This window comes from Enterococcus sp. PLH-Efm8 (assembly GCF_053011625.1).
The window spans coordinates 1563818-1577090 of sequence record NZ_CP172568.1 but is presented as its reverse complement, the minus strand read 5'-3'; the positions used below and the strand labels follow the sequence as shown (position 1 = coordinate 1577090).

11 protein-coding genes are annotated in these 13273 nt (G+C 39.0%); 9 read left to right on the top strand and 2 right to left on the bottom strand.

The genetic code is table 11. The features are described from left to right. Window positions 1-64: 64 nt before the first annotated feature. The 3 genes from tig to yihA all read left to right on the top strand — a co-directional run bounded on the left by tig (window position 65) and on the right by yihA (window position 3521). Window positions 65-1354 (top strand): trigger factor, encoded by a 1290-nt coding sequence (gene tig, locus ACIFUW_RS07845; RefSeq protein WP_002292069.1) that lies wholly within the window; start codon window positions 65-67, stop codon window positions 1352-1354. Window positions 1355-1600: 246 nt separating this feature from the next. Continuing rightward, window positions 1601-2851 carry an ATP-dependent Clp protease ATP-binding subunit ClpX gene (gene clpX / locus ACIFUW_RS07840; protein ID WP_002288492.1) on the top strand — a complete coding sequence of 417 codons (1251 nt, stop codon included), beginning with the start codon at window positions 1601-1603 and terminating at the stop codon, window positions 2849-2851. An 82-nt stretch (window positions 2852-2933) separates the two neighbouring features. Continuing rightward, a complete protein-coding gene (yihA, locus tag ACIFUW_RS07835) occupies window positions 2934-3521 on the top strand; it encodes a ribosome biogenesis GTP-binding protein YihA/YsxC (RefSeq protein ID WP_002288491.1) in 588 nt (195 codons plus the stop codon). Between the two features lie 73 nt (window positions 3522-3594). Here yihA and ACIFUW_RS07830 read toward each other — a convergent pair whose 3' ends face one another. Then, window positions 3595-3750 (bottom strand): SPJ_0845 family protein, encoded by a 156-nt coding sequence (locus ACIFUW_RS07830; RefSeq protein WP_002288488.1) that lies wholly within the window; start codon window positions 3748-3750, stop codon window positions 3595-3597. A 135-nt stretch (window positions 3751-3885) separates the two neighbouring features. Here ACIFUW_RS07830 and ACIFUW_RS07825 point away from each other — a divergent pair, with 135 nt between their 5' ends. The 5 genes from ACIFUW_RS07825 to ACIFUW_RS07805 all read left to right on the top strand — a co-directional run bounded on the left by ACIFUW_RS07825 (window position 3886) and on the right by ACIFUW_RS07805 (window position 9207). Continuing rightward, a complete protein-coding gene (locus tag ACIFUW_RS07825; RefSeq protein WP_002288487.1) occupies window positions 3886-5214 on the top strand; it encodes a hypothetical protein in 1329 nt (442 codons plus the stop codon). Between the two features lie 10 nt (window positions 5215-5224). After that, window positions 5225-5434, top strand: coding sequence for a hypothetical protein (locus ACIFUW_RS07820; protein WP_002294422.1), 210 nt, complete (start codon window positions 5225-5227; stop codon window positions 5432-5434). A gap of 160 nt (window positions 5435-5594) precedes the next feature. Next, the gene (locus tag ACIFUW_RS07815; RefSeq protein WP_002288485.1) at window positions 5595-6347 is read left to right on the top strand and encodes a DeoR/GlpR family DNA-binding transcription regulator; all 753 of its coding nucleotides are present in this window, start codon (window positions 5595-5597) and stop codon (window positions 6345-6347) included. Further along, on the top strand, window positions 6344-7258 hold the full coding sequence (pfkB, locus tag ACIFUW_RS07810; RefSeq protein ID WP_002288484.1) for a 1-phosphofructokinase: 915 nt from the start codon (window positions 6344-6346) through the stop codon (window positions 7256-7258). The genes ACIFUW_RS07815 and pfkB overlap by 4 nt, the downstream gene beginning before the upstream one ends. Window positions 7259-7275: 17 nt before the next feature. After that, window positions 7276-9207 carry a PTS fructose transporter subunit IIABC gene (locus ACIFUW_RS07805; protein ID WP_002288483.1) on the top strand — a complete coding sequence of 644 codons (1932 nt, stop codon included), beginning with the start codon at window positions 7276-7278 and terminating at the stop codon, window positions 9205-9207. Between the two features lie 109 nt (window positions 9208-9316). Here the strand turns inward: ACIFUW_RS07805 and ACIFUW_RS07800 are convergent, their stop codons facing one another. Next, the gene (locus ACIFUW_RS07800) at window positions 9317-10876 is read right to left on the bottom strand and encodes a ClC family H(+)/Cl(-) exchange transporter (RefSeq protein ID WP_002288482.1); all 1560 of its coding nucleotides are present in this window, start codon (window positions 10874-10876) and stop codon (window positions 9317-9319) included. A 154-nt stretch (window positions 10877-11030) separates the two neighbouring features. Here ACIFUW_RS07800 and pcrA point away from each other — a divergent pair, with 154 nt between their 5' ends. Beyond that, window positions 11031-13265 carry a DNA helicase PcrA gene (gene pcrA / locus ACIFUW_RS07795; RefSeq protein ID WP_002296417.1) on the top strand — a complete coding sequence of 745 codons (2235 nt, stop codon included), beginning with the start codon at window positions 11031-11033 and terminating at the stop codon, window positions 13263-13265. Window positions 13266-13273 lie beyond the last annotated feature (8 nt).

Sequence of the window (13273 nt, the reverse complement as noted above, 5' to 3'; positions counted from 1 at the left end):
TTTAAAGGTATGCATGAAACGTTTTTGATGTATAAAATGAATTTCTAAACTCGGAGGGAATTAAATGACTGCAACATTTGAAAAAAAAGGCACGAATGATGGTGTTTTAAAATTTACGATTGCGCAAGACGAAATCCAAAAAGGATTAACAACTGCGTTTAATAAAGTGAAAAAAAGCTTGAACGTACCTGGATTCCGTAAAGGGAAAGTTTCTCGTCAAGTATTCAACCGTATGTACGGTGAAGAAGCTTTATATGAAGATGCATTGAATGCTGTATTACCAGAAGCTTATGAAGCTGCTGTCAAAGAAGCTGGCATCGATCCTGTTTCTCAACCAAAAATCGATGTTGAAAGCATGGAAAAAGGTCAAGACTGGGTAATCACTGCTGAAGTAACAGTGAAACCAGAAGTAAAATTAGGACAATATAAAGATCTAGTTGTTGAAAAACAAGACCGTGAAGTAACAGATGCTGACGTGGATGCACGTATCAAACGTGAACAAGAAGCACAAGCTGAATTAGTTATCAAAGAAGATGCTGCAGCTGAAAATGGCGATACAGTAGTAATCGACTTCGAAGGCTTTGTAGATGGCGAAGCGTTTGATGGCGGAAAAGGCGAAAATTACTCACTTGAATTAGGTTCAGGCTCATTCATTCCAGGTTTTGAAGATCAATTAGTTGGTCATAAATCAGGTGAAAGTCTAGATGTAAATGTAACTTTCCCAGAAGATTATCAAGCAGAAGATCTTGCTGGAAAAGAAGCAGTCTTCAAAGTGACAATCCATGAAGTAAAAGCAAAAGAAGTGCCTGAATTAGATGACGAATTCGCAAAAGATGTTGATGACGAAGTATCAACATTAGACGAATTGAAAGAAAAATATCGCAAAGAATTAGTAGAAACAAAAGAAAAAGCAGCGGACGATGCAAAAGATGAAGCAGCGATCCGTATGGCTGTTGAAAACGCAGAAATCGTTGAATTGCCACACGTGATGGTTCATGATGAAGTACATCGTTCAATGGACGAATTCTTGAACAACATGCAACGTCAAGGTATCTCTCCTGAAATGTACTATCAATTAACTGGTTCTACAGAAGAAGACTTGCATAAACAATTCGAAGGTGAAGCAGAAATGCGCACAAGAACAAATCTTGTGATCGAAGCAATTGCAGCTGCTGAAAATCTTCAAGCAACAGAAGAAGAAATCAATGCAGAAATCCAAGAATTATCAGAAACATACAACATGCCAATCGAACAAATCAAACGCGTGTTGACAGAAGATATGCTGGAACATGATGTGACAATGAAAAAAGCAATCGAATTGATCACAGGTACAGCGACAGAAGCGAAAGAATAGAAATCAAGTAATAAATCATTTCTGAAGAAGCTACTTCTAGAAAATTGTTTATTCGAAATAAGGGACTGTGACACGATTTTGTCACAGTTCCTTATTTTTTGTTAAGAGTAAAAAATGCAAAGGTATAGGTCAGTTGATCCTTTGTTAAACACTTTTTCTTTTTACTAAACTATGTTATGATAGTAAAAGACTGTAAAGTCTTTGATAGTTTCTTGCATACTTTTTGCAAGTTAAGGGGTGAAGACCATGTATGACAATCCAAGTAGCAATGAGACCGTACGCTGTTCTTTTTGCGGGAAAACCCAAGAAGAAGTGAAAAAGATCGTAGCTGGTCCAGGGGTCTACATCTGTAATGAATGTATCGACCTATGTAAAGAAATCATTGATGAAGAATTTTATGAAGAAGCTGTACGCGAATTCACTGAAGTCCCTAAACCACTAGAAATTCTTGAAGTATTGAATAACTACGTGATTGGACAAGATCGCGCAAAACGCTCGTTAGCTGTTGCCGTATACAATCACTATAAACGTGTCAATCAGCAAGCACAAGAAAACACAGATGATGTTGAACTGCAAAAAAGCAATATCTGCTTGATCGGACCTACAGGGTCTGGTAAAACATTTTTAGCACAAACATTAGCAAAAACATTGAATGTACCTTTTGCAATCGCAGATGCGACAAGTTTGACAGAAGCTGGTTATGTGGGGGAAGATGTAGAAAACATTTTGCTTAAATTGCTTCAATCTGCTGATTACAATGTGGAACTTGCAGAAAAAGGGATCATCTATATTGATGAGATCGATAAAATTGCGCGTAAAAGCGAAAATGTATCTATTACTCGTGACGTTTCCGGCGAAGGTGTCCAACAAGCCTTGCTGAAAATTCTAGAAGGAACTGTTGCAAGTGTGCCACCTCAGGGCGGACGTAAACATCCACATCAAGAATTTATTCAGATTGATACGACGAACATATTGTTCATCGTAGGTGGTGCATTTGATGGCATCGAAACGATTGTGAAGAATCGTATGGGCGAAAAGACGATTGGATTTGGTACACAAAACCAAAAACTTTCTGAAGACGAAAGTGTCATGCAGCATATCATTCCTGAAGATTTACTAAAATTCGGATTGATCCCTGAGTTTATCGGACGATTACCTGTTATGGCAGCTTTAGAGAAATTGACAACAGATGATCTGGTACGGATCTTGACTGAGCCGAAAAATGCGCTAGTCAAACAATATCAAAAACTTCTTTCTCTAGATAATACCGAACTTGAATTCGAACCTGAAGCGTTGAGAGCCATTGCGAAAAAAGCAATCGAACGCAATACCGGTGCTCGAGGACTTCGTTCCATCATTGAAGAAATCATGATGGATGTGATGTTTGATATCCCTTCAAATGAAAACATCGAAAAAGTGATTATCACAAAAGAAGCAGCTGAATTGTCTGGTGAGCCAACAGTAATCTATAAAGATTCAGAGAAAAAAGCGGGTTGATGAAAAGAGGCTGCCGTAAAAGTCATTTTGGCTTTTGCGACAGCCGCTTGCTTTATTCATCACCTTGTTAAGGAGAGAGACCATGAAAGTCCATCAAGCTGAAATTATCATAAGTGCAGTGGCACCAAAACAATATCCAGATACACAATTGCCAGAAATAGCTCTGGCAGGACGATCAAATGTAGGGAAATCTTCTTTTATCAACACATTGATTGATCGAAAGAATTTAGCCCGTACTTCCGGTAAGCCAGGAAAGACCCAGACATTGAATTTTTATTTGATCGAGAACGCATTACATTTTGTCGATGTTCCGGGATATGGGTATGCAAAAGTATCCAAAACTGAGCGAGCAAAATGGGGAAAGATGATCGAGACATATTTAACGACTAGAGACCAGCTACGTGCGGTCGTTTCTTTAGTAGATTTGCGTCATAAGCCTTCTCAAGAAGATATCCAGATGTATCAATTTTTGAAGTATTATGATATCCCTGTAATTGTTGTTGCCACTAAGGCAGATAAGATCCCTCGTGGTAAATGGAACAAGCATGAGAGCGAAATCAAAAAAGCGTTGGATTTTGATCGCAATGACACGTTTATTCTCTTTTCTTCCGTTACAAAACAGGGAAAAGAAGAAGCGTGGGCAGCAATCGAACAAGCAATTGAATCATAAAAAGAATAAAAAAGACTTACCAGTCAAACTCTTTCATAAAAGTTTGGCTGGTAAGTCTTTTTTTGAGCTTAACTTACTTTTGTTTCTTGTCTTTTTTCTTTTCATTTTGTGGCTGTGGTTTTAGAAATCGATCGATCTCTTCTTTTGGTGCAACTGTTTTTTCCGGATCGACAGCAAATGATTCGAAAAGTTTATCTAAATTATCTGTACGTTCAAATTTCAACCCCATTGTAAACACCTCTTTGTTTCTTTTTACTTAGTCTATCATGTAATCGTCCAAATTGGTTTCTAAGACATAAAGTTTTAGTTTTTCTTTATCATTGGTTATAATTAAATTATAAAAAGATTTGAAAGAGGTGAGAAAATGATTGGCGAAGATAAATTATTGATGACTATCCAGCTCACAGACTTAAATGAAGAAGAAAAAAAACAGGAAATAAGCGATTGGGCTATTTTGACACGTCTGTTGATCCAGCCAACATTTATCCGCTCTTTCACACAACAAGCGGATCCGTATGATCTTCGAAAGCTTCAAGAAAAAATAATGCTAGCATCGGTAAGAGACGAAAGTTGGTTAGTTGTAGGAAATGACGAGAACGAATGTAGTTTTCGCTTGGAAGATAATCAATTATTGATAAAAAATGTATTGTCTATCTCTGTTTTCAAAGAAAAGCAATTTTTGATTCGAGACTTCATTCAGAAAAAAATGATTGCTCATGGGGTGTTCGCCTATATGCGAGCTTATAGCGAGTTTATCTATCACAATACAAAACAGATCTCTCAACGGCTATTGTTTGAGAAAAAGGATGAAATCGAACATTTACCTAAAATGAAACAACAAAACGGGGAAGTAGTAGTCGATTGCAACCAATTTCCAGGATACGATCTTTTTTACCAAGGTTTATGTTTCACTTCGTGTTGGGAAATGTATTATAGTCGCTATTATCATCAAATCATCCCTAAACCGATTTTTCTCGACATCCAACAAGTAGAAAAAGTGAAGGAATTAGAAAACGAAGTCATATGTATCCAGCTTTATCGAGACCCCTTTAACTGGCAAAAGCCAAACAATCAAATGTTTCAATCCTATTTTAGGGACCAGCTTGGGTTTGATCATCTTGCTTGGGACAATGGTGTCGGTTTATTGAAACCGCCATTCGTTGAATACATTTACACTGACCATACGATCCAATCTGTCCAGTATCAGAATGCACAAATGCAACCTGTTCCTAAAAAGAATGCTTCATTTTTTGTAACAAAAAGTTATGATATCCAACAAGGAGATTATAAAGAAAGGCGTGTTCGCGGAACACTAAATGCTCAGGCGTATTTTCCTTGGGTTGACGAGAATCGATCACGCATGATGTGCTATAAAGTTATCGATCCGACTGTTGCTTTGGATAATGGAATCGAAGCTTATTGTTATTATATTAGGGAATATCTAGAAGTAGAGGTAACAGATGAAAAATATCAAGAGTATCTTTTATCCTTAAGAATCTATGTTCCTTCAGAATCCCTGTCAGAATTACCGTTAAAGGAAATCAAACATAGACTCTCTGATGTTACCTTCAAACGAATAAAGAAAAAGCGGCGAAGTATCCAATTCGATGTCAAGAAAGGTGAGCAGCATCTGCGTGTGCAATTTTTAGATTACCGAGAATTAGAACAATTGATTACTTTACAAAAAATATGAGGTGAAGAAAATGGATAAACAACTCTATTATCGAATAATGGTTCCGGCATCATTATTATCCGTCTGTCTCTTTTTTGTTCCTAATTTTCCTATTCGATCAGTCATCGGTTTTTTGGTCATGTTTGGCGGGATGGGACTTTATTATTATCTTCTTCATAAGGAAAGAAAACCTGCTTCTGTTTATATGAAAAAAACAAGAAGCGAAAATAAAAAACGATAAAACGGCTTGATGATAGACAAAAAAATAAAAAACCAGTCTTTCTGACTGGTTTTTTATTTTTTTTTTTGACTGATTTATAACTTTTATGAACGTTTTTGACTGATTTATATTGCTAGTAGAAAAAAAATATGCTATTATTTGTATTGAGGTGATCGTGAAAATGCTTACAGAGGAACGCAGACAAAAAATCCTAGACTTGCTTGAACAGCAGAAAATCGTGAAATCACAAGATCTTGTAAACCTTTTGAATGCTTCTGAATCAACGATAAGACGTGATTTACAAGAGCTGGAGAATAGTGGGTTTCTAGAAAGAGTTCATGGCGGAGCTAAGAAAGAGCAATTATTGAATTTTGAGCAGAATATGAGTGAAAAATCACTCAAAAACGTTCACGAAAAACAGCAAATCGCCAAATCGGCAGCTGAAACCATTAATGACGAAGATGTCATTTATTTAGACGCTGGCTCTACTACGTTAGAAATGATTCCTTTTCTGCAAGGAAAACAGATCACAGTAGTGACAAATTCCGTTCAACATGCGGCAAATTTAGTTGATTTGGAGCTTGCTACCATTATTTTAGGTGGAACGATAAAGCTGGCAACTAATGCTGTTTTAGGATCTAATGCGATAGAACAACTAAAAAATTTTCATTTTAATAAAGCATTTATGGGAATGAACGGTGCCCATCTTGAACAAGGATTCACGACTCCGGATCCAGAAGAGGCAGCTGTTAAACGTTTAGCCATGAAAAATTCCGAAGAGACATTTGTATTGATTGATCATACCAAATTCAACCAGTTGTCCTTCACCTCTGTTGCACCTTTGGAAGCAGCCACGATCATAACCGAGCGTTGTCCATTAGAATTCGTTAATGAATTCCGTGAAAAGACAACAATTAAGGAGGCAATACAATGATTTACACAGTAACACTTAATCCATCAATTGATTATATCGTACGCGTAGATGGGTTAAAACTAGGCGATTTGAACCGAATGAAGGAAGACTTCAAGTTACCTGGAGGAAAAGGGATCAATGTTTCCCGTATTTTGAAACGGATCGATTCTCAATCTACAGCACTAGGGTTTTTAGGAGGGTTCACTGGCGAATTTATTTCGAAGTGGCTTGAAAAAGAACAAATCCAGTCTTTGTTCACAACCGTAAAAGAAGATACAAGAATCAATATCAAACTAAAATCAGACACTGAAACTGAGATCAATGGCTTAGGCCCATCTATTTCAGATGAAGAAATCGATGAGTTGAAGCAAGCATTAGGAACAGTAGGACAAGGAGATATCGTCGTATTGTCAGGAAGCGCGCCAGCTAGCCTGCGAAAAGGATTTTATCAAGAACTGATTGATATCATTCGAGAAAAAGGTGCAGATTTCGTGATTGATACAACAGGTGATGACCTAAAAAATGCACTTGTTAAGAAACCGTTGTTGATCAAACCAAACAATCACGAATTAGCTGAGCTTTACAACACAACCTTCCAATCTGTAGAAGAAATCATTCCGTATGGGAAAAAATTACTAGCTGAAGGGGCACAGAATGTGCTGATCTCAATGGCTGGAGACGGTGCTTTGCTCTTCACGGAACAAGGAACTTATAAAACGAATGTATTAGTTCGCCCATTGAAAAATTCAGTAGGTGCAGGGGATTCAATGATTGCTGGCTTTATTGGGGCTTACAGCCGTACGAAAGATCCAATCGAAGCCTTTAAATGGGGAGTTGCTTGCGGAAGCGCAACAGCTTTTTCTGATGACTTGGCAGCTCGCGAATTGATTGATGAGTTGCTGCCAGAAGTTGAAATCACAAAAATTGATTAGTTTCAAGGAGGATAATCATGAATATCAAGGATTTAATGGTCAAAGAAGCGATGATCATGGATTTGCAAGCGACTGATAAAAAAGGCGCAATCGATGAAATGGTCCAAAAAATGTTTGATGCCGGCCGGATTTCCGATATCGAAACATATAAAGAAGGAATTCTAGCCCGCGAAGCACAAACTTCTACAGGTCTTGGTGATGGAATCGCCATGCCTCACGCGAAAAACAGTGCAGTTAAAGAAGCAACAGTTTTATTCGCAAAAAGCCAAAAAGGAGTAGATTATGAAGCCTTAGACGGACAGCCAACTTATCTGTTTTTCATGATCGCAGCTCCAGAAGGCGCAAACGACACACATTTGCAAGCATTAGCAGCACTATCTCGATTGCTGATTGATGCAGATTTCGTAGGAAAATTAAAAGAAGCAAATACACCAGAAGAAGTCCAAGACTTGTTCCAAACAGCTGAAGAGCAAAAAGAAGCAGAAGAAAAAGCAGAACAAGAAACACAAGCTGCAGAAGCTTCTGCTCATCCAGAAAGAAAATTCGTTGTTGCCGTTACAGCTTGTCCAACAGGGATCGCTCACACTTACATGGCAGAAGATGCTTTGAAGAAAAAAGCGAAAGAAATGGGTGTGGAGATCAAAGTCGAAACGAACGGTTCAGAAGGAATCAAAAACCGATTGACTGCTGAAGACATCGCCCGTGCAGAAGGTGTAATCGTTGCAGCAGACAAAAAAGTAGAGATGAATCGCTTTGACGGAAAAGAACTGATCAATCGTCCTGTCAGTGATGGTATCCGTAAACCAGAAGAGTTGATCAATCTAGCCCTTAGTGGTACTGCACCAGTATTCCATGGTGATGGAAAAGAAAGCAGTTCAGAAGAAGGAAATGCGGATGGTACTATCGGACAAAGAATTTACAAAGATTTGATGAACGGCGTATCACACATGTTACCTTTCGTTATTGGTGGAGGAATCGCTATTGCGCTTTCTTTCATGATCGACCAATTTATTGGCGTGCCACATGATCAATTATCAAATCTAGGGAATTACAATCAAGCTGCTAGCTGGTTCAACCAAATCGGACAAGCTGCATTTGGTTTCATGCTGCCGGTATTAGCAGGATTTATTGCTTCAAGTATCGGTGACCGCCCTGGTTTGATCGTTGGATTTGCTGCTGGTGCATTAGCTAATACAGGCGGTGCAGGATTCTTAGGTGCACTGATTGGTGGATTCTTAGCTGGTTATGTCATCGTATTTTTACGTAAATTATTCAAGAACTTACCAAAATCATTGGATGGAATTAAAACGATCCTCTTTTATCCAGTGTTTGGCTTACTGATTACTGGTTTCTTGATGTTGCTGGTCAATGTCCCTATGAAAGCAATCAATGATGCATTGAACGGTTTCTTGACAAGTATGAGTGGTTCGAATGCTGCTTTACTTGGTGCATTATTAGCTGGAATGATGGCGGCAGATTTAGGCGGTCCAATCAACAAAGCCGCTTATGTGTTTGGTACAGCAACTTTAGCTACGACTGTTGCAACTGGCGGAAGTGTCGTGATGGCTTCTGTTATGGCTGGAGGAATGGTACCTCCATTGGCAATTTTCGTTGCTACACGTTTGTTTAAGAATAAATTCAGCAAAACAGATCAAGATGCTGGTTTGACGAACATCGTGATGGGACTATCGTTTGTCACGGAAGGATCGATTCCATTTGCAGCAGCTGACCCGATTCGTGCCATTCCAAGTTTTATTATTGGTTCTGCTTTAACTGGCGGATTAGTCGGAGCTTTCGGAATCAAATTACTGGCTCCTCACGGCGGGATTTTCGTTGTATTCTTACTGAGTCACCCGGTCATGTATTTGGTGTTTATTGCTATCGGAGCAGTCGTATCTGGTGTGATTTATGGTTTATTGAGAAAAGCTCCTGCAGTAGCAGAAGCATAGAAATAAAAAAGAAGAGGCTGGGTTTTCCCAGCCTCTTCTTTTTTATAGAATCATATAGAATCAAGTAGTGTAGATGAATAGTTGTTGTAAAATAGTTTTTCCATGTTCGTTAAAATGATTGCTTCAAATTTGTGATAGAAGATTTAGCCTCGATTTCCTGCTTGATTCTTGGCAAGTTTGCTTCATCAGTCAAGATAACCAAAATATCTCCTACATTCATGATCGTATCACCGTGAGTCAAGATTTCCTGATTTCCTCTGCGTATAGAGATTAGCAGCATATTTTTAGGCCAATTGAAGTCTCGTACCATTAATCCGTCTAAAGAACTCTCTGCCGTTACTGGAAAATCAAAAGTTGTCCTTGCACCTTTTAGTGAGGCGGTCTGAGTATTTCCAAGTAGACGTTCCAATAATGATTCGTAAATTGGATTACCGCCGAGAAGGTCATTGACGATATAAGCAACAAGAGCAGCCAATCCTAAAGGCATCAGATGATTAAGAGAGCCAACCATTTCTGTCACTAAAATAATTGCTGTCAGCGGTGCTTTTCCAATCGCTGTGAAATAACCAGCCATGGCAATAACGACAAAATCCTTGATGTAGATTGGATCCATCCCGAAATCAACCATAATGTTTCCATAAAAGCTACCGATTAAAGCCCCCAATGTCAATATCGGAAGGAAAATCCCCCCTGGAAGACCCCCACCGTAAGAAATCATGGAAAAAACGAATCGAAGAACAAACAAACCGATAATCATAATGATTGGCAAGGAAGCATGTCCAAAAGCTAAAACGATTTGATTGCCTCCGCCTAGAGTACTAGGCCATAAATAACCAATTGGCAAAATCAGCAAGAAAGGAACGAACCCGTGAAAATAAGCTGGTAAAGGCAATCGGTTGTAAAATTTTGGCAAAGCCAGCAAGACATTCTGATAAATAAAACCTAAGATGCCTAGAAGTACTCCTAAGATCACTAAGGAACCATAATATTTCAACGGCAAAGAAGGAAGGTCACCTAGATATAAAACAGGTCTCAAGCCGAAAAAGTAAAGAGAGACGAAGTTAGCAGTGATTGCTGAAGCAAATGATGTCAGCCAAACAAGTGGAGAAAAGGAGTGATGGATTTCTTCTAAAACAAAGAGTAATCCTGCGATAGGAGCATTGAATGCTGCTGCAAGTCCGCTACTTGCACCGCTAGAAATTAAAATCTTTTCTTCTGAAGATGGACTCCGAAACAATTGTCCAGCTCCTTGTCCAATGGATGCGCCAAGCTGTATAGAAGGTCCTTCTCTACCTAGAAAAAGGCCCGCACCAACTGAAAGTACACCGCCAATGAACTTTTTCCATAAAACAGAGAACCAGTTCATTGATAATTCCCCGCGAAGCTGTCCCTCTACTTGTGGAATCCCGCTTCCCTTGATATCCGGTTCATTTTTGACCAGATAACCCACGAAAAATGCTGCAAGGATGCAGCAAATAGCTAGGCCAATTAAGTAAATCGGCTGTTCCCGACTCATTTCATAGATACTTCGAACTAAATCGCTTAGCTTTTCGATAGATAATCGAAACAGGCTAACGACGATTCCTGTCAGCAGTCCAACAAATATTCCTTTTAGAATAAAATATATCTGAGTCTTATCTAATTTCTTGATTTTTCCTTTTTTTTCCATTCAAACGCCTCGCTTTCTTTTAATTTAGCGCGAAATCAACGAATTGACAAGGAAAAATCCATAAAAAGAAACAAATGATTTTGAACTAGCTAGTTTAATGAAAGCCAAGAAAATGCTATAATTAACAAGATTGATAAAAGAAAGGATGTTGTTAATGTCATCCAAAGCTGAATTATTAAACGGGATGAACCCCCGTCAGAAAGAAGCTGTTCTTCACACTGACGGACCATTACTGCTAATGGCAGGTGCAGGAAGTGGAAAGACGAGAGTGCTGACACACCGCATTGCCTATTTGATTGAGGAAAAAGAAGTCAATCCTTGGAACATCCTAGCGATTACTTTTACCAATAAGGCTGCAAAAGAAATGAAAGAACGTGTCAATGCGATTCTCGCATCTGGAGGCGAAGATGTCTGGGTATCGACTTTTCACTCGATGTGTGTGCGTATTTTAAGAAGAGATGTTGATTTTATCGGGTATAACCGGAACTTTACAATCATCGATTCTTCTGAACAGCTGACCTTGATGAAACGGATACTAAAAGAACTGAACATTGATCCGAAAAAATATGATCCTCGAAGTATATTAGGAACAATCTCTCAAGCAAAAAACAGCCTGCAGACCCCTCAGGATTTTGCAAAAATGCAAGGCAGTTATTACGAAGAGATTGCGGCAAAATGTTATGCTGCTTACCAAAAAGAGCTTCAATATAATCAATGTATGGACTTTGACGACCTGATCATGAATACGATTCGATTATTTGAAGAACATCCTGATTCACTCACGTATTATCAAAACAAATTCCATTATATTCATGTAGATGAGTACCAAGATACAAATCACGCACAGTATACGCTAGTCAATTTATTGGCAGGTAGATTTAGGAACCTGTGCGTCGTGGGAGATGCAGATCAAAGTATTTACGGCTGGCGCGGTGCAGATATGCAGAACATCTTGGATTTTGAAAAAGATTATCCAGATGCTGCAGTAATTTTGCTAGAACAAAACTATCGCTCCACGAAAAACATCCTTAGCGCAGCAAACCAAGTCATTGAAAACAATAGCAATCGAAAACCAAAAAACTTGTGGACAGAAAACAAAGAAGGAAACAAGATCACTTACTACCGTGCAGATAATGAACGAGACGAAACCCGTTTTATCGTAGACCGGATGCAAGAAGAGATTCGAAGCAATCATCGGAATTACGGCGACTTTGCCATCTTGTACCGGACGAACGCACAATCTCGTGTAATGGAAGAAACTCTGTTGAAAGCAAATATTCCTTATAAAATGGTTGGAGGGCACAAGTTCTACGATCGTAAAGAAATCAAAGATATTTTAGCGTATTTGAATGTGCTGGTAAATCCTCAAGATTCAATCAGTTTTGAGCGTATCGTTAATTCGCCCAAACGAGGCATCGGACCAGGATCTATCGAAAAACTACGCAGTTTTGCTTCTCTTCATGAATGGCCACTGCTTGAAGCAGCGCAAAATGTGGATCTGGCAAATATCGGTGGAAAAGCAGGACAGCAATTAGGTGCATTTGGAGAGATGATCCAAGAAGTCACTCAGATGATCCCATACTTGACAGTGACAGAATTGACGAAAGAGGTTTTGGATCGTAGCGGATATCTAGAAGACTTAAAAATCCAAAATACATTAGAAGCACAAGCACGCATCGAAAACTTGGAGGAATTTTTAACGGTCACACAAGAATTCGACAAACAATTCGAACAGCAAAATGAAGAAGACGCTGATGCACCAGAAGAAAAACTAACGGTCTTCTTAAATGATCTGGCACTTGTTTCCGACATTGACAATTTAGAAGAAGATGCTTCCCAAGTGACATTGATGACTTTGCATGCAGCCAAAGGATTAGAATTTCCAGTTGTATTCCTGATTGGTCTAGAAGAGGGGGTTTTTCCTTTATCTCGAGCATTGATGGAAGAAAGCGAACTGGAGGAAGAACGCCGTCTCGCATATGTGGGGATCACGCGAGCAGAAGAAGCGTTGTATTTAACAAATGCTTTCTCCAGAACATTATATGGACGGACGCAATATAACCGACCTTCTCGTTTTGTAGAAGAAATCGATCAGGAGTTACTGGAAATCGAAGGCATGCGTCCTACGCCTAAAAAAACGCCTGTATTCGCTAAAAAAACAGCATATAGCTATAAACAGCCAGAGACAGCGGTTGTTCCCTCTAAAAGTGCTACTGGAGGGGAAAATAACAGCTGGAAACCTGGAGATAAAGTCAAACACAAAAAATGGGGTCTAGGAACAGTCGTCCGAGTAAGCGGGACGTCGAAGGATCTAGAACTAGATGTGGCTTTCCCAAGTCAAGGAGTAAAACGTCTTTTGGCTGCCTTTGCGCCAATTGAAAAAGCTTAGTAGTGGAG